Genomic DNA, 22,125 nt, shown 5'->3' on the forward strand with positions numbered 1-22,125 from the left:
ATCACAGAAAAATATGTATAAAATTGAATCATGAAGAAAATATGAAGCTTTTGCCTTTCATCTAGCTGTTTCAACAATTTATAGGGTTATTCATTTTATGTTAGGCATAAAAAAACCCTGCTTGCGCAGGGTTTTTTTAGAATCGATTCAGAGCTGATTAAGCAGAGAATTGGTTCATTGTGTTTTTCGCATCGTCACCCGCTTTAAGCGCGTTGTCACCAGCGAAGATTTCTTTGTGGTCGTCACCGATGTCAGAACCAGCCATTGCTTGGTGTTTCACACAAGCGATACCACCGCGGATTTCTTTACGTTGTACGCCAGCAACATAAGCCAACATACCTTCAGAACCGAAGTAACCTTGAGCAAGCTCATGAGTAGAAAGAGCAGCTGTGTGGTAAGTAGGCAGAGTGATCAAGTGGTGGAACACGCCTGCTTCACGAGAAGCGTCTGCTTGGAATGTACGTACTTTTTCGTCAGCTTCAGCAGCCAATTCAGAATCGTCGTACTCAGCGCTCATCAATTTAGCGCGGTCGTATGCAGATACGTCTTTACCTTCAGCAACCCAACGGTCGTACGCTTGTTGACGGAAGTTCAGTGTCCAGTTGAATGATGGAGAGTTGTTGTAAACAAGTTTCGCATTTGGCACAACTTCACGTACACGGTTAACCATGTGAGCGATTTCAGCAACGTTTGGAGTCGCAGTTTCGATCCAAAGTAGGTCAGCACCGTTTTGTAAGCTAGTTACGCAGTCAAGTACAACGCGGTCGATTTGCGTGCCTTCACGGAACTGGTATAGACCAGAAGCAAGACGTTTAGGACGGTGAAGTTTACCATCACGCTTGATCAGGATTTCGTCTTCTTGTGCTTCAGAGATATCAATTTCTTGAGTGTCTAAGTAGCTGATGTATTGAGAAGCGATGTCGCCTGGCTCTTTAACCACTGGGATTTTTTGAGTCAAGTCAGCGCCTTCAGAGTCAGTACGTGCAACGATGATACCGTCGTCAAGACCCATTTCAAGGAATGCATAGCGAAGAGCGTGGATTTTCGCGATGAAGTCTTCGTGTGGAACTGTTACTTTACCAGCTTGGTGACCACATTGTTTCGCGTCAGAAACCTGGTTTTCGATTTGAAGTGCACAAGCACCCGCTTCGATCATTTTCTTAGCTAATAAGTAAGTTGCTTCTTCGTTACCGAAACCAGCGTCGATGTCCGCAATGATTGGCACAACGTGAGTTTGGAAGTTGTCGATTTGTGAAGTGATTTCAGCAGCTTTAGCTGTATCACCAGCGTCTTGAGCTTTTTTAAGTGCGCGGAACAGGTCGTTCAGTTCTTTCGCATCAGCTTGACGTAAGAATGTGTAGATTTCTTCGATCAATGCAGGAACAGAAGTTTTCTCGTGCATAGATTGGTCAGGAAGAGGACCGAATTCTGAACGAAGTGCGGCAACCATCCAGCCAGAAAGGTAGATATAGCGACGTTCAGTTGTACCGAAGTATTTTTTATTCGCAATCATTTTTTGCTGAGCGATGAAACCGTGCCAGCAGCCTAATGATTGAGTGTATTTGCTAGAGTCGGCATCATAAGCAGCCATATCACGACGCATAATCGCCGCTGTATATTTAGCAATGTCTAAACCAGTTTTGAAACGGTTTTGCATTTGCATACGCGCAGCATCTTCAGGACTGATGTCTGCCCAAGTGTTACCGAATTTCGCTTTTAATTCGCGGATTGCATCAATCGCTGTTTGGTATGTAGTCATGATATATTCCTGTATTAATATTAGGATTTTTCTGCAACGAACCGCTCAAATCACACCCTCAATGACTTGTTCAGATTTTCGACGATCCGTTGGGATAGCTAAAGATTAGTGGGCTTCGAAAAATTAATCCAATATTCTGCAAGAATTATCATTATTTATTTAAAAAATATGTAGATGAAAGTCTAATTATATATTGACCAATATTTTATAAGTTATTGTATTTTATATTTTATATTTGAATTTTTAAAATTGAATTTTGTCTAAAACATCAACAAAAAGAGCAAAAAATATTCATTAGACTTAAGTCTTGCAGGACTTTAGCAGCGCTTAATTTCAGCAATTTTTGTCTATTTTCTAAGCCTTAAAACTTGGAACACTTATTTCGAAGGAATTATTTTTCATTTATTTGTGGAAATATTTTTAGTCAAATCTGGCACATTATTTGCTAATTTCCTCTGTTTTGCAGAAATACCTTTCTTTCGTTTTTGGATGCAGCCAGATTTGCTTTCTGCTCTTAAAAATAGAGGAGGATTCAGGCTGGCAAAATCTACAGTGAAAGAGACTCTAAAAAGGTATTTCAGTACAATCAGCTGGGCTTTTTTTCATCAGTTGCGTACACAAGCTATAGTAGTTATGGCATAATCCATATAATTTCATAATTTTATTTTCGGTATTTTTTTTATGAATCTGGAGCGGGTCGATCTTAATCTCCTCATTTATCTTGACGTACTTTTACGTGAAAAAAATGTCACGCGTGCAGCAGAACAACTTGGGGTAACCCAACCTGCGATGAGTAACATTTTACGTCGCTTACGAAATTTATTTAATGATCCCCTCTTAATTCGCTCTTCTGAAGGTATGACTCCAACAGAACGTGCACTAGAACTCCAACCTCGTATCCGCGACGCCTTAGCGGATCTTTCCATGATTCTGGAACCGCGTACCGAGTTCCGTCCTTATACCTCAAATCGTGTCTTCCGTATCATGACTTCAGATTATGCTGAAGCCACACTGGTACCACGCTTGGTGAAAGCATTACGTTCAGAAGCACCGAATGTGGTTCTCGACTTCTTAACGCCAAGTGATGTGTCCTATCGTGACATGGAACAAGGTAAAGTTGATCTGGCGATTAACCGTTTTAATGAAATTCCACAAAGCTTCCACCAGGTACTGGTTTGGCGTGACAGCTTTTCTTGCCTGTTAAATAACAAGCATCCGGCTGCGGGCAACCTGAATCTGAAAAGTTATCTGGATGCACAGCATATCTGGGTATCAAAAACTGGTATGGGCGTTGGCTTTGGGGTAAACCCTGAGAAACAGGCAGGTCTCGGCTGGATTGACCAGGCCCTTGAGCGTATTGGTCAGAAACGTAAGATTTCGGTATTTACCCGTCATTATCAGATGCCCGGTCTTCTGGCTGCCAATGTAGATCTTGTAGCAACATTACCGACCCGTATTGCACGTCTGCAAGCCAAAAACCAGAACTTGCTCATTAAAGACCCACCATTCTATATTCCTGAGTTTGAATTGAAGATGGCGTGGTGTCCTTTATTGCATCATCATCCCGCCCATCGCTGGTTACGCCAGCTGATTCTATATGTAGCGCGTCAGATGATCGAAGAAGAAAATCGTGAATTTTTAATGAATAATTCGCAATTTTCGCATTATTAAATTGAATATTAGCTAAATTGCTCATTTTTAAGCTTATACTCTAGAGACTTGAGTTGCTTTATTTGTACCTCAAGTCTTTTTTTGTGTTAAAAATATTTTTAGCTAGATCATATTAATCCACAGGTGGATTCGTGAGCCTCTTTCAAAACATCGTGATTATCTTATTACTCATCGCGGGGGCCGGTTTTTTATCATTAACAGAAATCGCGCTTGCAGGTGCTCGTAAGGTCAAATTAAAAATTTTGGCTGAATCGGGAGATATTCGCGCTCAAAAAGTTTTAGATTTACAAGAAAACTCTGCTGACTTTTTTGCAGCTTCCCAAATCGGCTTAAACGCCGTTGCCATTTTAGGCGGTATTTTAGGTGAAGGCGCCTTCCGTCCTTATATCATCAATTTACTTTCCAGATTTTATCAAGGTCCCTGGACTGAAACGATTGCGTTCAGCTTATCCTTCACTGCAGTTACTTCATTATTTATTCTGTTTGCGGACTTGATGCCAAAACGTCTGGCCATGATCGCTCCAGAAAAAATTTCTGTCTCGGTAATTAATCCGATTCAGGTATTTATCAAAATCTGTAAACCATTGGCCTGGTTCATCAATGCCATTGCGAACCTGTTATTCCGTTTATTTAAAGTTAATACCATTCGAGATGACAATATTACCTTTGCTGATATTTCTGCGGTAATGGATGCGGGTGCTCAGGCAGGGGTGTTACAGAAACAGGAACATCACTTTATTGAGAACGTGTTTGAGCTTGAAGAACGTAATGTTCCTTCCAGTATGACGACTCGTGAAAATGTGGTGTTCTTTACCTTGAAAGAATCTGAAGCCAGTATTCGCCAGAAACTGGCTGAATTTCCTTACTCCAAGTTCCTGGTCTGTAATGAAAATATCGACGATGTAATTGGATATGTCGACTCCAAAGATATTCTGGTTCGTATTCTGAATAATCAGTCTTTACTTCAGTTGAATGAAAATACCATCCGTACGGTTCTGACCATTCCAGATACGCTAACCTTATCTGAATTACTTGACCGTTTTCGTTCGACCAAGGAAAAGTTTGCAGTCGTTATTAATGAATATGCCTTGGTCGTAGGTGTCATTACCCTTTCCGACATCATGATTACCGTGATGGGCGACTGGGTTACTCCCCTGGAAGAAGACCAGCAGATCATTAAACGTGACAGCAATTCATGGCTGATTGATGGCAGTACGCCTATTGAAGACATCAAACATGCGCTGGAAATTGATGAAATGCCGGATGAAGAGAATTATGAAACTCTGGCTGGTTTTATGATGTTCAAGCTGCGCAAGATTCCACGTCCTGCAGATATTGTGCTACATGCGGGTTATAAGTTTGAAGTTGTCGATGTTGATCATTTCAAGATTGACCAGTTACTGGTTACACGTATGCTGGAAGTGAAAAAACCACCGACAGAAGAATCAGAATAACCTGGTTCTTCTTCAATTTTTTTAAAACTCCAAAAACAATAATAATGAGACTTTTATGAATCTTGCTGCGCTACTCGCCTGTCTGAGTTTTTATTCGGCCTTATATTTATTCTATTTCTTCTTTATGCAAGATCAACAGCCTGTATTTCTGATCATAGCAATTGTGCTTATTTTACTTTCAATCTGGCTGACTCCCTATCCTTATGAACGGCGCCGGCAAGGATTTGATTCGACTTTAAGAATAGGCGAATATTTTTATTATCCGCTCATCACTTGGTGGCGGCTGTTTATCCTTCCTATGCACTGGCTACTTTCCCTATTTTATTCTCATTAAAAAAGCACCCGAAGGTGCTTCTTTACATTCAATTCAGCTTAAATTTTTGATAAAAGCGCTTCAAGGACTGCCTGATAATGGATCTGGATATCTTCCTGCAAGATTTTGTAGGCATTATCAAATTGCACCATTGGCCAGCCTTCTTTCCAGAATGGGAAAATATTATGCAGGTCATGAGTCACGACAGCATCTTCACGTAGAATCGCCTGTGCAATCTGCGCCAGTACAAAGGCAGTTTCCGCGCCATCAATCGCCAGGTAATCAATACCACGGGCTTTTAAAATACGGATACGGTCTTTCTTATAACGGATTTTTTTGATTTGTGCTTCATTCAGATTCAGAGCCAGAGAAACCGCTTCAACAAATTTTTCTTCAAATGACTGATTCAATACAACCAACGCCTGCTTATGCGCTTCCTGACGACCCGCTTTACCACTCTGACGAATGACTTCTTTTGCTTCTGTATCTAGCTCATCATTCTTCATGGTTTGAAGGATGTCTAAAATTTCGATGTCGCTTAGCGTCGCAGGAGATTGATCAGTCATAAACTGTCCCTAAAAAATAAATATGCAATGGACTATTTTCGCATAAATCCTTACTAAAAAATTAAAATCTTTAGCTTCAACTCTAATAATTGCAAAATCCGGATCATCTCTATCATTCTTGCGTAAATTGGCTATAGTAGGCGGCAAGTTTCTGATTTACTTTTTATTATGCAAACCAAACAGATTGATCTTTTATTGCAGCAACTTAAACTGCTTTATCCGGCTGCCTTTAAAAGAAATTATCTGTTTTATGGTCAGATCAAAACCAAGGGTATTTTAAGTGATCTCAAGGAACTAATTCCCTGGGTGCTGGCTGCCATGATGTTTGTACCAATTAGCCTGGTTCTCAAAGATGTTTACTCCTCTAAGCTACCAACTGTCCAAGACTTTCAGGCGCAAGCTTATGCGATTCTGACTATTCTGCTATTTCTGATGCTGGTGGTTCCACTGGTGATCAAGCAGATCCGGCACTCTTCTCATTCCCTCTATCAATTTTTAAGACATACACCGATTAAACTCACTGTAGTCATTGTACTGGAAGCGCTGAATCTGGTTTTTCTACAAAGCAGTACGACCATGTGGATTCTATTCTTTTTCGGGATAAGTTTCGGTTTTGTACGGTTCTATAAAGAAAATATGTTCCGCCCTGCTATCAATAGCACTGAACAATATCAACTGCAGCAGTTACGTCGCATCTGTTTCTGGGCTTATCAACAAACCTGGAAACTGCGTCTGAAATTATTTTTTCATTCCAAGCCGACCTCCCCAAATGAAGAATTGAAAAATCAGCTTCAGCACTATGCGGATTTGCATACCCGTTTGTTTAAACTGGAACATGAGCAGTGCAAGAAGATTAAATACATCGATATCGATACTTATCTGGATGAGCACCTGTAAAAAGTTTTTTTTAAACACGTCCTGAAATAGAAAATTACATGACTTCTCACGCTTATCATCCAGCACTATAGAATTAATAGAATTAATTTCTAAATTTAAGCTACTGAATTGCTTGAAAATAAAGCAAACGTATTGAAATTTACTTGCCAAGCTTTATTTCGTCCTCTATTATTGCGCACATGCCCGAGTGGTGAAATCGGTAGACACAGGGGATTTAAAATCCCCCGCCCACAAAGCGTGCCAGTTCGAGTCTGGCCTCGGGCACCATTTTAATTCTGATTAGAATGGTGCAATGAAAAATCTCCAGCATTCAGCTGGTTTTTTTATGCGTGATTATCACCAATAGAATGTGCCCTCCCCATGTCTGCACCCCGTTCTTTTGATCTAGCCAGATTGCAATTACGCCATCCTGATGCATTCTTCTGCAGCCTCAGCTATGGCCGTTATAAATATTTGAACCAGACCACTGATCTATATCTGTATTTACGTATCGGTATTCTGATCATGATCACAGGTTTTTGCTGCCTGTGCTTTTCGCTGCCGTTTTATCCTGACTTTGTCACTTCAAAATATCAGGCGCTCAGTGCTGGTACCGTTGTCATGATTGGCATGCTTTATCCTTATATCTGGCGCGCCCAGTTTCAGGCGAAATACAGTTCTGCCCGCTATGCCAAGCGTTTACAACTCTGCCTGTATATGCAAACCCTGATTGCGATTCTGTCATTTATAAATTATCAGTATTTTCACTCAGCATTTATTACCTTGCCTTGCTTGGCCCTGCTTGCTTTCAGTAGCCTTGTACCAGTTTTAGTCGAGCCTTGTTTTAGAGTTTCGACTCGCAGCACCCTTCTGGTACGTTTGCAGAAAATCCGTCAACTGGCTTACTGGTCTTATCAGCAGTCGCAAAGCAAAGAGCCGGAACCAGTGCCTTATCACAAAGATTTAAAACAGTATTATCTGGATTTACATCATAGCTGCATGCGGGAAGAGCAGAAATTACTGGAAGAAATTCATTATAAAAATTTAAAAGACGTATTTTCAGATCATTAAAAAAAGCCCTGTTTAACAGGGCTTTTTCTACCATTCACGAGTCGCGACCAGCTCTTCCATTTCAACTTCGAAGTATCCCTGTTCCTGTACCACTATCATCATGGCTTCAGCAATATAATCTGCTGCGGTATCATCTAAAGAGGAATCCAGGTCTTCGAACTGCGGCTTCATTTCATTGATTTCTGCCACAGTCGCATTGGCAAACTGATAAATCTCATATTCAGATAAACCAGATTTTATCACCTTTTTGGCAAAACGTTCGATGTGCTGCTTTACTTCAGCAACCAGAATATCGGGATAATATTCATCATCGAACATTGGGAGAAGTAAATCTGCAAACATTACAGGCACTCTAAAACTATAACTAAAAATTAAGCGTGCCCTATATACCATATTGCCGCTTAAAAGCCAAACAGCACGCCGCCTGACATACAATCTAGCCAACAATTAAACTGCGGCTTGCATTGCCTTCCAAACCTTAATCGCATCTGCTGTCGCTTTGACATCATGTACACGTACCATGCAGGCACCTTGTTGAATACTTAGCAAGTGTGCTGCTACTGACCCCACTGCGCGTTCTACGGCTTCTGCTCCACCCAGCACCTGTCCAATGAAGCGTTTACGTGACAACGCCGACAATATTGGATAACCAAGTTGAGTCAGTTTGTACAATTCGTTCAATAGTTTCAGGTTCTGTTCAGCATTTTTGGCAAATCCAAAACCGGGATCAATCATAATATGCTCAGCTTTCACCCCGGCATCTAAAGCATCCTGCACCCGCTGTTTTAATTCCGTAATGACATCAAGCGTGACGTCTTGATACTGATCCAGATTATTCATCGTAGTCGGCTCACCACGCATATGCATGATGATCACCGGAATATTCAGTTCTGCTGCCGTCTCTAACGCTTGTGGACGAGTGAGCGCGCGTACATCATTCCAGATATGTGCACCCGCTTTCACGGCTGCTTTAATCACTTCTGGCTGTGAAGTATCAATCGAGATGATAACATCATGTTTAGATAGTTCTTCTACAACTGGAACCACACGACGAAGTTCTTCTTCAACGTCCACGACTGATGCACCCGGACGTGTAGATTCCCCCCCGATATCAATCACAGTGGCACCATCAGCAATCATTTCCAGGGCTTTTACTACTGCCTCATCTTTCTGATTGTGCAGCCCCCCATCGCTAAAGGAATCCGGAGTCACATTTAAAATTCCCATCACATGCGGCTGAGACAAATCCAGTTTCAAATGACCGAAAGTCCAGATCTGTGGTCGTAGTGGCTTCAGCTGCATGGTTCAATCCTAGTTCACAATAACCCCGGTATTGTCTTATGGAAAGATCAATAAAGCAAAGCTCAATCTATTCAATAGCTAGATTTCAAAATAGTTCTTATTGGAATATTGCATCAGCTTGGATTGCAGTAACGCTTTTACATCAACCCATTCGCTTTTTAAAATACTATAGATATAACTATCTCTGAGTGTCATGCCATCTTTACGCAGCATATGACATCTAATGATGCCATCCTGTTTGGCACCCAGAGCTTCAATAGCTTTTTGACTTTTAAGATTCAGATGATCAGTCCGAAAGCCTACCACGTGAGCATTCAGCTCTTCAAATGCATGCTGCAACAAAAGATATTTACAGACCCGATTTACATAGGTTCGTTGATAAGGTTTGGCATACCAGGTAAAGCCAATTTCAACGCGTGGAATTTCCGGCCTGATATCATGATAACTGGTGGTGCCAATCGCTCGGCCCGAATTCAAATAAATCACGGCAAAAGCCATTCTTTCACCTTTGGACTGCTGTTCAAAAGCTTGGATAAAGTAGTGTTTAAGTTTATGTAGGTAAGGCACCGAATTATATAACACTTCCCCTAAGTCACCTTCGGCACATGCAGTTTCTAAATCTGCAAAATGCTCCCAGCTCAGTGGCTCCAAACGTAGCTGATAAATATCGGATTCCAGAACAGGTAAATTCATTCTTATTTTTACTCATTGATTTTTATAAGTTGACTATAGCATTCAACTAGATATGACAAAATAATAGCCATAAAAAAAACCACCCGAAGGTGGTTTTAATTGTTAACTTAGTTCGCTGGTAATGGCGGAGGAGTCATTGGACCATCAGTCGGTGTTACATCAATCACTGGATTGTCTGAAACATAAACTTTAGGTGGTTTTGGCTCACGACCTTCCATAATGTCACGAATCTGTTCACGATCAATTGTTTCCCACTCAAGTAGCGCTTTCACCATGGCATGGGCAATATCTTTGTTATTTTCAAGGATATCGCGTGCAACCTTGTATTGCTCATCGATGATGCGACGAACTTCCGCATCTACCTGTTGTTGGGTGGCCTCAGAAATCGTACGGGTACCAATGCTACCCATAAATGACTGTTGAGAGTCATCTTCATAGACCATGACGCCTAACTTGTCCGACATACCATATTTGGTCACCATCGCACGTGCCATTTTAGTTGCACGTTCAAAGTCATTCGAAGCACCAGTCGACATCTGGTTAATAAATACTTCTTCTGCGATACGACCACCAAACAGGATTGAAAGTTCATTCAACATCTTGTCTTTATAATGGCTAGTCTGGTCAAACTCAGGCAACTGCCAGGTGACACCCAATGCCCAGCCACGCGGCATGATGGTGACTTTATGCACAGGATCTGTACCTGGAAGCATTTCTGCCACAATTGCATGACCTGCTTCATGGTAAGCCGTAGCACGACGCTCTTCTTCACGAAGTACCATCGATTTACGTTCAGGGCCCATGTACAGTTTGTCTTTCGCATCTTCAAAGTCATGCATATCGACGGTGTTCTTGTTACGACGTGCAGCAAATAATGCCGCTTCGTTTACAAGGTTGGCCAACTGTGCACCTGAGAAGCCTGGTGTACCACGAGCAAGCACTTTGACATCTACACCCGTAGTAGAAGGCAATTTCTTCAAATGTACATTCAGGATTTGCTCACGACCTTTAATATCTGGCAGACCTACCATGACTTGACGGTCGAAACGGCCTGGACGAAGTAAAGCTTTATCCAGTACATCAGCACGGTTAGTTGCAGCGATCACGATAATGCCTTCATTGCCTTCAAAACCGTCCATCTCTACCAGCATCTGGTTCAGAGTCTGTTCACGTTCATCATGACCGCCACCTGTACCTGAACCACGATGACGACCGACTGCATCAATCTCATCAATGAAGATAATACATGGTGCATGGCGTTTTGCCTGTTCGAACATGTCACGTACACGAGATGCACCGACACCGACAAACATTTCAACGAAGTCAGAACCTGAGATACTAAAGAATGGAACTTTTGCTTCACCCGCAATGGCTTTAGCCAGCAGGGTTTTACCTGTACCTGGAGGACCCACCATCAAGACGCCTTTAGGAATAGTCGCACCCAGACGTTTGAATTTTGCAGGATCTTTCAGGAAGTCAACGATTTCGACCACTTCCTGTTTTGCTTCATCACAACCCGCCACATCAGTAAATGTTACTTTGATCTGGTCTTCAGATAGCATTTTCGCTTTAGATTTACCAAAGCTCATTGGGCCATTCTTGCCGCCTGCACCGCCACCCATGTTGCGCATAAAGAACATGAATAACAAAATGATTAGAAGCACAGGGAAACTTGCAATCAGCAATTGCATGAGCAAGCCTTGACGTTGAGGCGCTTCACCTTCAACGACTACATTATTTTTAATCAGGCTTGGCATCAGTTCTGGGTCTTGAACTGCCGGGCGAATGCTTTCAAACTCTGAACCGTTTGATTTTTCACCGCGAATTCTTTCGCCATCAATTGTAACTTGTTTAATTTGGCCAGCATTGACCGCGGCAACAAACTCCGAATAGTTCATTGTAGTCGGTTGATTGCGGTCACTGACGTTGCTGAAGATTAACACCAGCACACCCAGTATCACGAGCCACAATACGGCATTCTTAAAAAGATCGCTCAAAGCTTTATTTCCCATTCCAATCTAATTTGATCATGCCCTCGAAGGGTGACCTTAATCAATAAGCTGCAAATCAATTTGCAATAATGTAAAAACCTACAAAATGCACAATTTTTAACGTGTTGGCAAGTAAACTTTATTTCAAAGCCTTCTTGCGTCCCTGTCCGACCAAAAACACTTCTTTCGAACGGGCACGTGATGCAGCAGGTTTAATCGTCTTCAATACATCAAAACTGTTAACGACTTCTTTACGAAATTCATCAAAACCTGAACCCTGGAATACTTTCACTACAAACTGTCCTTTCGGACCGAGTACCTTGTTGGCAAAATCCAGAGCAAGTTCACATAAATAAATCTGACGTGGTTGATCTACAGCTCTATTACCTGATGTATTGGGGGCCATATCTGAAATTACAACGTCTACTGTGCGTCCGTTTAAAATATTTAACAATTTATCGAATACTTCTTGTTCACGGAAATCGCCCTGCAAGAAAGTCACATCAGGTAGCGCATCCATTTCCAAGATGTCTGATGCAATCACCAGACCTTTGTCACCGACCAGTTTTCCGGCAATCTGGGACCAGCTTCCTGGGGCAGCACCCAAGTCCACTACAGTCATGCCGGGTTTAATAATGCCGTATTTTTCCTGAATTTCTAGCAACTTGTACGCAGCACGGGCACGATAACCTTCTTTTTGTGCTTTTTTCACATAAAAGTCATCAAGATGCTCTCTCATCCACGCACGACTACTTTTAGATAACTTTTGGTTGGTAATGCGTGTTGCCATAACTCTCTAAATAAAAAAAACTTCTAATGATTCATTGTACGTGAAAAACACATTTTTTGCAGTATACATGTGTATCTAAATCTGAGTATTCCGGTGTGATTTGCGATTATTTACAAGTGATTATTTCCTGAGAATTTACAGCGTTTATTTTTCGCTTTTGCTATACTAAGCCGTTTTAAAAATCAGGTTATCTCTCATGGCGTCTTTATCTATTCAGGAACGTAAGCGTTTACGTCAAATTGGACATGCATTAAACCCGGTTGTAATGCTTGGTGACAAAGGCTTAACTGAATCTGTAGTTGAAGAGCTAAATCGTGCCCTTAATGATCACGAACTCATTAAAGTAAAAGTGGTGGCTGAAGACCGTGAAGCACGTGCAGCACTCATTGCTGAACTTTCAGAAACTACAGGTGCTGAAGTGGTACAAACTATTGGTAAAATTGCGCTGCTTTACAAGAAAGCTCCAAAGCAAAACCAGAAGTTATCCAATCTTGTCCGTTTTGCCCATCTTTCTAACTAAGTACAGGATTTATGGCCAGTTACGAACTCAGCGCATTTGATCGCCGTTTTCAGGCAATCTCATTGGTCGGTGCCATCGAACAGCAAAATCCATGCAGCTTGAATGTCGGATTTTGGTTGCGCGATCCCAACCAGTACGTGCTGTGGCCAGAAATGGTTACTGCACATCCCCGTCGTGATTTTTTGTGGGAACAGACCTGCTTTGAAATCTTTATCGGGGTTCAGGGTGAAGATTATTATCGCGAAATCAATCTCTCCCCTTCTCAGGCCTGGCAAGCCTATCAGTTTGAGGAATATCGCTATCCGGAAGATATGCCGCCACCTGCTGCATACGATATCGAACTGAATCAGCTTAAACGCACCCATTATGGTCTGAATGTCAGTCTGGATCTGACCGAGTTTATGGTTGAGCACAAACTTAAATGGGCAGACCTGTTTATTGGTCTGACAGCAGTATTAAAAACCTCACAAGGTGATCAATACTTTGCAATGCAGCACAGCAGTCCAGAAGCAGACTTCCACAATAAACGGGATTGGCTGCATGTCTTTTAATGCAGATTAAAAGCATTTGCTGGATAAAAAAGATATTAAAAAACGTGAGCATTAAAGTCTCACGTTTTTTTATGGGCTTTTCCAGTTCATGCGTTCAAAGCTGGCTGTTATAGCTTGAGGAAAATATTTACCTGTATTTTCATTACATGGATTCAGGTCAATTAGCATTAAATTGATACAACTAGCCTGCTCTCTATACTTAGGGCTGGCTACTTTAATAATAATTTAAATGATATTTAAGCTGATAGACTAAGAGTTCGTTTTAATTGTTTTCGACATTTTAGTGATGTAAGCGGTGATTGTCCTGCACTGATTTTACCGCGGCATAAAAAATTACAGTTAACGTGAAGATGATCAGAATAATCGTTCCAAAAGTTAGTCCAAAGAATCCCAAGCATAACATCATCACACCCAGATAAAGTGCACGCATCAACCAACTTTCCAGATTAAGCATCATAATCAGCGTCAGTAAACCAAGTACACCTGCAAAATAATGCTGCTGCATCGTGACCCCCTTTCATTATTATTGTGAGTCCGTTTGCCTCAAAAAGACAAAGGAGAACGTATCCAGTTCTCCTTTCATGCAATTTAAGTCAGCGTATTCCCTTAATTCTTCAGCTCAGGGCTTTTTTCTGAACTTTCAGCTTTTACCATGGGTTTGACCTTTTTCAGGACCTCAATGGTGCTGTCTTTTGAGCGCTTGAATGTACCAGTCAGATGCTCTTTATGTTTGGTCGAGATCTGGCTGACATCTTCTTTCAGTTCTTTACCCATATTGGATAAGTCTTCAATCACTGCGGTAAATTCGGTTTTGATAAAACTGGTTAATTCAGTCAGTTCTTTTTGCGAACCAAATAACTGCTCTTTCAGAGTATCTATCCGTTGTAACAGATCCTGTTTTAACTGGCGTAACTGTTCCTGCACAGTATCACCCAGCTGTTTCGCTTCGACTTCAAGTTTCTCTTTGCTTTCTTCGATAGTTTCTACCACCTGTTCTTTGGCTTCAGCTGCTACTTTTTCAAGCTGTTCAGTCGTTTCTGAAACCACGGTATTGATCTTTTTCTTGGATTGGGAAGATTTCGCTGCTGTAGTCATGTGTCTTATTCCTATAGTTATATTACGACTCATTCATATTAGTAGTTTTGATAAAAATTAAGATTTGATTTGTTAGACAATTCTTAATTGCTTACATTTTTTTACGTTGTTCGTAAAACAGACTTTCAAGCAAAAAGCAAGCCATTTATCTCATACTTTTGCTGTAAAGCTATTGGACTTGGGGGGTGGTTCTGCGTATAATGCCGTGTTAAGTTCAAGCGAGCAGACATAGGAGGGTAGGTTTAAAAATTAACCTTCCTTTTTTTTCGTCTACTCGCTTTTTTACAGCCTAAATTTCAGGAGCTTTGGTTTGAGCACCCCAGCAATTTTAGCCCTTGCCGACGGAACTATCTTTAAAGGTACTTCAATTGGCGCATCGGGTTGTACGACTGGTGAAGTCGTTTTCAACACTGCCATGACTGGCTATCAAGAAATTTTGACTGATCCTAGTTATGCACAGCAGCTTGTAACGCTGACTTACCCACATATCGGTAACACAGGTTGCAACGAAGAAGACGCTGAATCAGGTCGTATTCATAAAGTATGGGCAAACGGTTTAATTATCCGTGACCTTCCTTTACTACATAGTAACTTCCGTGCGAATCAATCACTTGGTGATTATTTAAAACAGCACAATGTAGTTGCCATTGCTGACATCGACACGCGACGATTAACTCGAATTTTGCGTGATAAAGGTGCACAAAACGGTTGTATCCTTGCGGGTGAAAACATCACTGAAGAAGAAGCAGTCGAAAAAGCACGTGCATTCGGTGGTTTAAGTGGTTTAGACCTTGCGAAAGAATGCTGTGATCCGACCGGTTTCGAATGGACTGAAGGCTCATGGGCACTTGGCAAAGGCTTTACTCAACCTGAACTTAAATTCCATGTGGTTGCATACGACTACGGTGTCAAAACCAACATCTTGCGTATGCTCGCAGACCGCGGCTGTAAATTGACTGTGGTGCCTGCACAAACTCCTGCTGAAAAAGTACTTGCGTTAAATCCAGATGGCGTATTCCTGTCAAATGGTCCTGGCGATCCAGCTGCATGTGACTACGCAATTGAAGCTGTAAAAACAATTGTTGAAACAACTGAAATTCCAGTATTTGGTATCTGCTTGGGTCACCAGATTCTTGCTCTTGCATCGGGTGCTAAAACGGTAAAAATGCCGCACGGTCACCATGGCGCTAACCATCCTGTACAGAACATCGAAACTGGTACAGTGATGATTACTTCTCAAAACCACGGCTTCGCAGTGGATGAAAGCACCTTGCCTGCGGTATTGCGTGTGACTCATCGCTCACTGTTTGATGGTACAAACCAAGGTATCCATCGTACAGACAAACCTGCGTTCAGCTTCCAGGGTCACCCTGAAGCAAGCCCTGGTCCACATGACTGCGCACCATTGTTCGATCATTTCATCGAACTTATCGAAGCATCTAAGAAGTAATTAAGGAAGCATCATGGCTAAACGTACTGACATTAAAAGCATCTTGATCATTGGTGCTGGTCCGATCGTCATCGGTCAAGCATGTGAGTTTGACTACTCAGGTGCTCAAGCATGTAAAGCGCTTCGTGAAGAAGGCTACCGCGTTATTCTGGTGAACTCTAACCCAGCGACCATTATGACCGACCCTGCAATGGCAGATGCGACGTATATCGAACCGATTACCTGGCAGACTGTTGCAGCAATCATTGAAAAAGAGCGTCCAGATGCTGTCCTTCCAACGATGGGTGGCCAGACTGCACTGAACTGTGCCCTTGCACTGGATGCCAATGGTATTCTTGAAAAATACAACGTTGAACTGATTGGCGCGACCAAAGAAGCGATCGAAAAAGCAGAAGACCGTAAACTGTTTGACGAAGCAATGCGTAAAATTGGTCTCGAGTGTCCAAAAGCTGCAATTGCTGAATCTATGGAAGAAGCACTTGAGATTCAAGCGCGCTTCGGCTTCCCTGTGATTATCCGTCCATCATTCACTATGGGTGGTTCAGGCGGTGGTATTGCTTACAACCGTGAAGAATTCCTGGAAATCTGTGAACGTGGTTTCGACCTCTCTCCTACTCACCAGTTATTGATCGATGAATCATTGATTGGCTGGAAAGAGTACGAGATGGAAGTTGTTCGTGACAAAAACGACAACTGTATCATTGTATGTACCATTGAAAACTTCGACCCAATGGGCGTGCACACAGGTGACTCGATCACTGTTGCGCCTGCGCAAACGCTTACAGATAAAGAATTCCAGTTACTACGTAACGCTTCTCTAGCTGTACTTCGTGAAATTGGCGTAGAAACAGGTGGTTCTAACGTTCAGTTCGGTATTAACCCGAAAGACGGCCGTATGGTTGTGATCGAGATGAACCCGCGTGTTTCTCGTTCATCTGCTCTTGCATCTAAAGCAACAGGTTTCCCGATTGCGAAAATCGCAGCGAAACTGGCTGTGGGTTATACGCTTGATGAGTTGAAAAACGACATCACTGGCGGTACAACACCTGCATCATTCGAACCTGCAATCGACTACGTTGTAACCAAAATTCCTCGTTTCAACTTTGAAAAATTCCCACAAGCTGATGCAACTTTGACAACACAGATGAAATCTGTGGGTGAAGTGATGGCCATTGGTCGTAACTTCCAGGAGTCTATGCAAAAAGCGCTTCGTGGTCTTGAAGTGGGCGCTTCTGGTTTTGACGAAAAAATTGAAGTGGGTGCTGAAGGCGCGCGCGACAAAATCTTGCAAGAGCTTAAAGTGCCAGGTCCTGAGCGTATTTGGTACGTGGGCGACGCATTCCGTCACGGCTTTACTTTAGACGAAGTATTCGCTGCAACGAACATTGACCGCTGGTTCTTGATTCAAATCGAAGACATCATCAAAACTGAAAACCAGATCAAAACTTTAGGTTTTGGCGACTTGAACGCAGACAACATCCGTGCATTCAAACGTAAAGGTTTATCAGATCTTCGCATTGCGGACTTGATGGGCATTTCACAAAAACAATTCCGTAAACACCGTTGGAACCTGGGCGTCACTCCAGTTTACAAACGTGTGGATACATGTGCTGCAGAATTCGAATCTGATACTGCTTATATGTACTCAACTTATGATGAAGAGTGTGAATCTAATCCATCTAACCGCGACAAGATCATGGTGATTGGTGGCGGCCCTAACCGTATCGGTCAAGGGATCGAATTCGATTACTGCTGTGTACACGCTGCCCTTGCAATGCGTGAAGACGGCTATGAAACCATCATGGTGAACTGTAACCCTGAAACTGTTTCTACGGATTACGACACATCTGACCGTTTGTACTTCGAACCAATTACACTTGAAGATGTGCTTGAAATCGTACGTATCGAGAAGCCAAAAGGCATTATCGTGCAGTACGGTGGTCAAACACCTTTGAAACTGGCTCGTGCTTTAGAAGAAGCGGGTGCGCCGATCATTGGTACATCTCCTGATGCGATTGACCGCGCAGAAGACCGTGAACGTTTCCAGCAAATGATTCAACGTCTGCAACTTCGTCAACCAAATAACAGCATCGTAAAATCTGCTGAAGAAGGTATGGCTGAAGCATCTAAAGTAGGCTATCCACTTGTTGTACGTCCTTCTTACGTCCTTGGTGGTCGTGCGATGGAAATCGTGTACAACGACGAAGAACTCAAACGTTACTTACGTGATGCGGTTCAAGCATCAAACGAAGCACCTGTTCTGCTTGACCGCTTCCTGGATGATGCAATTGAAGTTGACGTAGACTGCGTATCTGACGGTAAAGACGTAGTAATTGGCGGCATCATGCAGCACATTGAACAAGCAGGTATTCACTCAGGTGACTCAGCATGTTCGATTCCTCCTTATTCTTTGTCTAAAGAGATTCAGGACGAAATGCGTCGTCAGACAATTGCAATGGCAAAAGAACTTGGCGTAATCGGTTTGATGAACGTTCAGTTTGCGGTTAAAGGCAAAGACGTTTACATCCTGGAAGTGAACCCACGTGCATCACGTACTGTGCCGTTCGTTTCTAAGTGTATCGGCGAATCTTTAGCGAAAGTGGCTGCACGTTGTATGGCGGGTCAATCTCTAGAATCTCAAGGATTCACTTCAGAGATTATCCCTGAACACTTCTCTGTAAAAGAAGCAGTGTTCCCATTCAACAAATTCCCTGGTGTTGATCCGATCCTTGGCCCTGAGATGAAATCGACTGGCGAAGTGATGGGTGTTGGTAAAACATTCGGTGAAGCATTTTATAAAGCTGTTCTAGGTGCGAACGAACGTCTACCTGGTCTTCCGACAGAAGGTGAAGTGAAACACGCATTCATTTCTGTACGTGACTCAGATAAACCTCGTGCAGCAGGCATTGCGAAACAATTGATTGACCTAGGCTTCAAGATTCTTGCAACTGATGGTACATTTAAAGTGATTAGCGAAGCTGGTCTTGAATGTGAACGCGTAAACAAAGTAACTGAAGGTCGTCCAAATATTGTGGACCGTATTAAAAACGGCGAAATCCACCTTGTAATCAATACGACTGAAGGTAAAAAAGCGCAGGAAGATTCATTCTCGATCCGTCGTTCAGCGCTACAAGGTAAAGTGTATAACACAACTACCTTGAATGGTGCTGATGCTGTATGCCAAGCTTTAGCAATTAAATTGCCAATGGATGTATATCGTTTGCAAGATTTAACAGTAGGTTAATTCGTTACTGAGAAGTCCCGTCACCTTCTCGGTGGCGGGCTTTTTTTCATTTATAGACTTTCATTTTTATTACTGAGGGACAACTATGCAACGTTATCCTATGACTCCCGAAGGCAAGCTTGCCTTAGAGAAAGAATTACACCAACTGAAAACTGTGGATCGTCCACGTATTACTGCAGCGATTGCAGAGGCACGTGAGCATGGGGATTTAAAAGAAAACGCAGAATATCATGCAGCACGTGAGCAGCAAGGTTTCTGTGAAGGCCGCATTCAGGACATCGAAGGTAAACTGGGTGCTTGCCAAGTCATTGATGTTAAAGAACTGGAGCAAAACGGTCGTGTAGTTTTTGGCGTCACTGTGACTATTGAGAATCTGGACACTGAAGAACGCAAAACTTACAAAATCGTAGGCGATGACGAAGCAGACTTTAAGATCAACAAGATCTCTGTAAACTCTCCGATTGCGCGTGGTCTGCTGGGTAAAAACGAAGGCGACGATGTGAAAATCGTAACTCCACAAGGTGAAGTTGAATACGAAATCGTAAGCGTTGAATATATCTAATTTTAAATAGATAACCTGAGTTCGATGAAATATTTTAGCTTTTTAGCAAGTTTTGGAAAGTTGGCTTATTTGGATTTAAGCAATAAGCCACTATAGCAGCCATAATATTCACCATAAAGTTATTCACCGAACGATGACGTGAATGGTCAATTTGATGTAAGTTTTTTAACTGATCATTCACTGTTTCGATCAATCCTCTTCTGCAAAGCAATTGTTTTTCTTCTTCAGTTTGGATGGGTTTATTTTTCATATTCTTGCGTGACGGGGTTAATAGTCTGAGCCCCCTTGCTGCTAAAGCTTCAGTTTTTGCTTTACTCAGATAGCCTTTATCGCCCAGTAAAATACCTTTTAACTCTTGGGTTAAAGATTCAAGTACAGCAACATCATGAACACTTCCCGATGTAATCTTGAGATTAATAATTTCACCCAAGTTGTTGATAACAATATGGACTTTAAATCCATAAAACCAACCTGTGCTACTTTTACCACGACCAGCTAAGCCTTTAAATACACGATGTCTTTTAATTCTAAGATTATGGCAAACGACCAATTTAGTCGAATCAATAATACAAATTCCGGTATCTTCTCCTTTAACTTGATGGAAGAAACTACTCAAAGCTTGCAAACAACGCGGCATAATTTCAATAAAACGATTGTAACTAAGAAGCTTGGGAAAAGCTGATTTCCAAAATGGGATGATCATATGACAATAAAAATATTTGAAAAATCTAAACCCGGATTTATGAAATAAAATGACAATGGTCATGACTTCAGACAAGCTTAAAGCTGACTTTTTCATTGTTGTTTTTTGATCAGAAATTAGAGCTTTCTCTAAAGATTCATTAAACTTTTTGCAGAAATCATCCAAGATACAAAATAATTCGGTAATATAGTCCATGAAAAAGCCTTGCTCTGAAATGTTTTGTCTTCGTAACCAAGATATTACAGATGCTAAGGCTTTTTTTTATTTATTTTTTATGTCGAACTCAGGTTAGATATTTTAGGCTGTAAGACCCCTCAGATGAGGGGTTTTTTATTGAACCTAGAAATTTCTATCGGCTTTATTTTAAAAATCCAGACGCCAATGCTTCAAATGCCTGTAAAGCCTGAGGTAAGACCTGTGCAGGTTCCTCACTAGAAGCAACCCACAGTGCTGCATTCATTGCTGCACCATTTAGCAAGACTGCCGCAGCAAGTGCATCGACTGGTTTCAATCTATCTTCAGCCAGTAACTGTTCTACGCATTCACGTGTCGACTGCAGGCATTTACTTTGACTTGGCCAATGTGCGGGATCTCCTAATACTGCCGGACCATCACGTAGCACAATCTGTTGAAACTCAGCATTCAAAGCATTTTCAATATAAGTACGCCCTTCCAACATCAATCCTTCCCATAGATCATCAGGCTGCTCCAGATGTTGCCCGGCATATTCAGCCATTTCTGAATCAATCTGATCGACCACGGCGGCAAACAAGCCTTTTTTATCTCCAAAATGATGGTATAGCGCACCCCGGGTCAGCCCTGCTTCTGCCGTGAGCTTATCCATTGAAGTATCCGCATAACCATATTCAGCAAATGCACGACGTGCGACTTCTATGAGTTTTTTGCGGGTTTCCGCCATTTTTTGTTCACGTACAGACATATGTTGTTTCCATCAGCATTGTGAAAAATTTTAATTGACATACGTCTCGTATGTCAATTATGTTTACATACGATACGTATGTGAAGATCTAAACAGCTTTCTAAAATACGTATAAATTAAAATTGAGCGAGAATTATCATGACTAGAACTGCAATATTTCCCCAAGATCGCCATGCTTTGTATGAACAGCATGGTTATTCTGCTGCCATCAAATCAGAAGATTTATTATTTGTATCCGGTCAGGTTGGTAGCCGTGAAGATGGCAGCCCCGAACCTGACTTTGAGAAACAGGTAGAACGAGCCTTTGAAAACTTGGCTGCTACATTAGATGCAGCTGGCTGTACTTTCGATGATATTGTCGATGTCACAACTTTTCATACTGATCCGGAACGGCAGTTCGAAAGCATCATGAAAGTGAAAAGTCGGATATTTACAGAGAAGCCTTATCCTAACTGGACAGCAGTAGGTGTCACGTGGTTAGCAGGTTTTGATTTTGAAATTAAAGTGATTGCTCGTATTCCTACAGCATCCCCACCAGTCTAATCATTTGCGTTATTCGCAGTCGCTTGAGCGT

Annotated in this window: 22 protein-coding genes and 1 tRNA gene; 12 read left to right on the plus strand and 11 right to left on the minus strand. The window is 41.9% G+C overall.

Annotated elements, in window-relative coordinates:
- Positions 1-157 precede the first annotated feature (157 nt).
- Complete coding sequence (locus ACWM1W_RS11240; protein ID WP_004784773.1) at positions 158-1,759, minus strand: isocitrate lyase; 1,602 nt, start codon at positions 1,757-1,759, stop codon at positions 158-160.
- A gap of 681 nt (positions 1,760-2,440) precedes the next feature.
- On the opposite strand from ACWM1W_RS11240, the gene ACWM1W_RS11245 reads away from it, so the two are divergent.
- From ACWM1W_RS11245 to ACWM1W_RS11255, 3 genes are all read left to right on the plus strand, one after another.
- A complete protein-coding gene (locus tag ACWM1W_RS11245) occupies positions 2,441-3,430 on the plus strand; it encodes a LysR family transcriptional regulator (protein ID WP_004784775.1) in 990 nt (329 codons plus the stop codon).
- Between the two features lie 131 nt (positions 3,431-3,561).
- Positions 3,562-4,884, plus strand: a complete 1,323-nt coding sequence (gene paeA / locus ACWM1W_RS11250) for a polyamine export protein PaeA (RefSeq protein ID WP_004784777.1) — start codon at positions 3,562-3,564, stop codon at positions 4,882-4,884.
- A gap of 55 nt (positions 4,885-4,939) precedes the next feature.
- The gene (locus ACWM1W_RS11255; protein WP_312307520.1) at positions 4,940-5,218 is read left to right on the plus strand and encodes a hypothetical protein; all 279 of its coding nucleotides are present in this window, start codon (positions 4,940-4,942) and stop codon (positions 5,216-5,218) included.
- A 38-nt stretch (positions 5,219-5,256) separates the two neighbouring features.
- On the opposite strand, the gene ACWM1W_RS11260 is transcribed toward ACWM1W_RS11255, so the two are convergent.
- Complete coding sequence (locus ACWM1W_RS11260; protein WP_262735888.1) at positions 5,257-5,763, minus strand: hypothetical protein; 507 nt, start codon at positions 5,761-5,763, stop codon at positions 5,257-5,259.
- A 168-nt stretch (positions 5,764-5,931) separates the two neighbouring features.
- Here ACWM1W_RS11260 and ACWM1W_RS11265 point away from each other — a divergent pair, with 168 nt between their 5' ends.
- From ACWM1W_RS11265 to ACWM1W_RS11275, 3 genes are all read left to right on the plus strand, one after another.
- The gene (locus tag ACWM1W_RS11265) at positions 5,932-6,660 is read left to right on the plus strand and encodes a hypothetical protein (RefSeq protein ID WP_262735887.1); all 729 of its coding nucleotides are present in this window, start codon (positions 5,932-5,934) and stop codon (positions 6,658-6,660) included.
- A 181-nt stretch (positions 6,661-6,841) separates the two neighbouring features.
- Positions 6,842-6,927 (plus strand) — tRNA-Leu (locus ACWM1W_RS11270).
- 93 nt (positions 6,928-7,020) lie between these two features.
- Complete coding sequence (locus ACWM1W_RS11275) at positions 7,021-7,710, plus strand: hypothetical protein (protein ID WP_262736138.1); 690 nt, start codon at positions 7,021-7,023, stop codon at positions 7,708-7,710.
- A 27-nt stretch (positions 7,711-7,737) separates the two neighbouring features.
- On the opposite strand, the gene ACWM1W_RS11280 is transcribed toward ACWM1W_RS11275, so the two are convergent.
- The 5 genes from ACWM1W_RS11280 to rlmE form a co-directional block, all read right to left on the minus strand.
- The gene (locus ACWM1W_RS11280; RefSeq protein ID WP_286716554.1) at positions 7,738-8,052 is read right to left on the minus strand and encodes a DUF5713 family protein; all 315 of its coding nucleotides are present in this window, start codon (positions 8,050-8,052) and stop codon (positions 7,738-7,740) included.
- A gap of 105 nt (positions 8,053-8,157) precedes the next feature.
- Positions 8,158-9,012, minus strand: a complete 855-nt coding sequence (gene folP, locus ACWM1W_RS11285) for a dihydropteroate synthase (RefSeq protein WP_262736140.1) — start codon at positions 9,010-9,012, stop codon at positions 8,158-8,160.
- A gap of 78 nt (positions 9,013-9,090) precedes the next feature.
- Complete coding sequence (locus tag ACWM1W_RS11290) at positions 9,091-9,705, minus strand: GNAT family N-acetyltransferase (RefSeq protein WP_286716552.1); 615 nt, start codon at positions 9,703-9,705, stop codon at positions 9,091-9,093.
- A gap of 107 nt (positions 9,706-9,812) precedes the next feature.
- Entirely contained in the window at positions 9,813-11,702 is a 1,890-nt protein-coding gene (gene ftsH / locus ACWM1W_RS11295) for an ATP-dependent zinc metalloprotease FtsH (RefSeq protein ID WP_034170205.1), read from the minus strand.
- A 133-nt stretch (positions 11,703-11,835) separates the two neighbouring features.
- Positions 11,836-12,486 carry a 23S rRNA (uridine(2552)-2'-O)-methyltransferase RlmE gene (gene rlmE, locus ACWM1W_RS11300; protein ID WP_004784794.1) on the minus strand — a complete coding sequence of 217 codons (651 nt, stop codon included), beginning with the start codon at positions 12,484-12,486 and terminating at the stop codon, positions 11,836-11,838.
- Between the two features lie 196 nt (positions 12,487-12,682).
- Between rlmE and yhbY the strand changes: the two genes are divergently transcribed.
- Positions 12,683-13,006 (plus strand): ribosome assembly RNA-binding protein YhbY, encoded by a 324-nt coding sequence (gene yhbY / locus ACWM1W_RS11305; RefSeq protein WP_004784797.1) that lies wholly within the window; start codon positions 12,683-12,685, stop codon positions 13,004-13,006.
- A gap of 11 nt (positions 13,007-13,017) precedes the next feature.
- Positions 13,018-13,557 (plus strand): DOMON-like domain-containing protein, encoded by a 540-nt coding sequence (locus ACWM1W_RS11310; protein ID WP_034170177.1) that lies wholly within the window; start codon positions 13,018-13,020, stop codon positions 13,555-13,557.
- A gap of 280 nt (positions 13,558-13,837) precedes the next feature.
- Here ACWM1W_RS11310 and ACWM1W_RS11315 read toward each other — a convergent pair whose 3' ends face one another.
- Both ACWM1W_RS11315 and ACWM1W_RS11320 read right to left on the minus strand, forming a co-directional pair.
- Positions 13,838-14,062, minus strand: a complete 225-nt coding sequence (locus ACWM1W_RS11315) for a hypothetical protein (RefSeq protein WP_175967996.1) — start codon at positions 14,060-14,062, stop codon at positions 13,838-13,840.
- Positions 14,063-14,163: 101 nt separating this feature from the next.
- Complete coding sequence (locus tag ACWM1W_RS11320) at positions 14,164-14,652, minus strand: hypothetical protein (RefSeq protein ID WP_175967998.1); 489 nt, start codon at positions 14,650-14,652, stop codon at positions 14,164-14,166.
- 310 nt (positions 14,653-14,962) lie between these two features.
- Between ACWM1W_RS11320 and carA the strand changes: the two genes are divergently transcribed.
- The 3 genes from carA (at position 14,963) to greA (ending at position 19,908) form a co-directional block, all read left to right on the plus strand.
- A complete protein-coding gene (gene carA, locus ACWM1W_RS11325; protein ID WP_005236823.1) occupies positions 14,963-16,102 on the plus strand; it encodes a glutamine-hydrolyzing carbamoyl-phosphate synthase small subunit in 1,140 nt (379 codons plus the stop codon).
- 13 nt (positions 16,103-16,115) lie between these two features.
- Positions 16,116-19,346: a carbamoyl-phosphate synthase large subunit gene (carB, locus tag ACWM1W_RS11330; RefSeq protein ID WP_034170174.1), complete on the plus strand. Its 3,231-nt coding sequence runs from the start codon at positions 16,116-16,118 to the stop codon at positions 19,344-19,346.
- Between the two features lie 85 nt (positions 19,347-19,431).
- Positions 19,432-19,908, plus strand: a complete 477-nt coding sequence (gene greA, locus ACWM1W_RS11335) for a transcription elongation factor GreA (RefSeq protein ID WP_005236827.1) — start codon at positions 19,432-19,434, stop codon at positions 19,906-19,908.
- A 34-nt stretch (positions 19,909-19,942) separates the two neighbouring features.
- Here the strand turns inward: greA and ACWM1W_RS11340 are convergent, their stop codons facing one another.
- Entirely contained in the window at positions 19,943-20,806 is an 864-nt protein-coding gene (locus ACWM1W_RS11340; protein WP_004729973.1) for an IS982 family transposase, read from the minus strand.
- Positions 20,807-20,969: 163 nt separating this feature from the next.
- Positions 20,970-21,551 (minus strand): TetR/AcrR family transcriptional regulator, encoded by a 582-nt coding sequence (locus ACWM1W_RS11345; protein WP_175968000.1) that lies wholly within the window; start codon positions 21,549-21,551, stop codon positions 20,970-20,972.
- A gap of 138 nt (positions 21,552-21,689) precedes the next feature.
- Between ACWM1W_RS11345 and ACWM1W_RS11350 the strand changes: the two genes are divergently transcribed.
- Positions 21,690-22,094, plus strand: coding sequence for a RidA family protein (locus tag ACWM1W_RS11350; RefSeq protein WP_175968002.1), 405 nt, complete (start codon positions 21,690-21,692; stop codon positions 22,092-22,094).
- Positions 22,095-22,125 lie beyond the last annotated feature (31 nt).

This window comes from Acinetobacter sp. TW_SC_4 (genome assembly GCF_054861205.1).

What these genes read in the sequence shown, in the direction of transcription:
- ACWM1W_RS11240 (WP_004784773.1), bottom strand. Translation starts at nt 1,759, where the DNA reads ATGACTACATACCAAACAGCGATTGATGCAATCCGCGAATTAAAAGCG.
- ACWM1W_RS11255 (WP_312307520.1), top strand. Translation starts at nt 4,940, where the DNA reads ATGAATCTTGCTGCGCTACTCGCCTGTCTGAGTTTTTATTCGGCCTTA.
- ACWM1W_RS11275 (WP_262736138.1), top strand. Translation starts at nt 7,021, where the DNA reads ATGTCTGCACCCCGTTCTTTTGATCTAGCCAGATTGCAATTACGCCAT.
- ACWM1W_RS11350 (WP_175968002.1), top strand. Translation starts at nt 21,690, where the DNA reads ATGACTAGAACTGCAATATTTCCCCAAGATCGCCATGCTTTGTATGAA.
- ACWM1W_RS11245 (WP_004784775.1), top strand. Translation starts at nt 2,441, where the DNA reads ATGAATCTGGAGCGGGTCGATCTTAATCTCCTCATTTATCTTGACGTA.
- yhbY (WP_004784797.1), top strand. Translation starts at nt 12,683, where the DNA reads ATGGCGTCTTTATCTATTCAGGAACGTAAGCGTTTACGTCAAATTGGA.
- ACWM1W_RS11315 (WP_175967996.1), bottom strand. Translation starts at nt 14,062, where the DNA reads ATGCAGCAGCATTATTTTGCAGGTGTACTTGGTTTACTGACGCTGATT.
- rlmE (WP_004784794.1), bottom strand. Translation starts at nt 12,486, where the DNA reads ATGGCAACACGCATTACCAACCAAAAGTTATCTAAAAGTAGTCGTGCG.
- ACWM1W_RS11340 (WP_004729973.1), bottom strand. Translation starts at nt 20,806, where the DNA reads ATGGACTATATTACCGAATTATTTTGTATCTTGGATGATTTCTGCAAA.
- ACWM1W_RS11260 (WP_262735888.1), bottom strand. Translation starts at nt 5,763, where the DNA reads ATGACTGATCAATCTCCTGCGACGCTAAGCGACATCGAAATTTTAGAC.
- folP (WP_262736140.1), bottom strand. Translation starts at nt 9,012, where the DNA reads ATGCAGCTGAAGCCACTACGACCACAGATCTGGACTTTCGGTCATTTG.
- ACWM1W_RS11320 (WP_175967998.1), bottom strand. Translation starts at nt 14,652, where the DNA reads ATGACTACAGCAGCGAAATCTTCCCAATCCAAGAAAAAGATCAATACC.
- carB (WP_034170174.1), top strand. Translation starts at nt 16,116, where the DNA reads ATGGCTAAACGTACTGACATTAAAAGCATCTTGATCATTGGTGCTGGT.
- ACWM1W_RS11345 (WP_175968000.1), bottom strand. Translation starts at nt 21,551, where the DNA reads ATGTCTGTACGTGAACAAAAAATGGCGGAAACCCGCAAAAAACTCATA.
- ACWM1W_RS11265 (WP_262735887.1), top strand. Translation starts at nt 5,932, where the DNA reads ATGCAAACCAAACAGATTGATCTTTTATTGCAGCAACTTAAACTGCTT.
- ACWM1W_RS11310 (WP_034170177.1), top strand. Translation starts at nt 13,018, where the DNA reads ATGGCCAGTTACGAACTCAGCGCATTTGATCGCCGTTTTCAGGCAATC.
- ACWM1W_RS11290 (WP_286716552.1), bottom strand. Translation starts at nt 9,705, where the DNA reads ATGAATTTACCTGTTCTGGAATCCGATATTTATCAGCTACGTTTGGAG.
- greA (WP_005236827.1), top strand. Translation starts at nt 19,432, where the DNA reads ATGCAACGTTATCCTATGACTCCCGAAGGCAAGCTTGCCTTAGAGAAA.
- ACWM1W_RS11280 (WP_286716554.1), bottom strand. Translation starts at nt 8,052, where the DNA reads ATGTTTGCAGATTTACTTCTCCCAATGTTCGATGATGAATATTATCCC.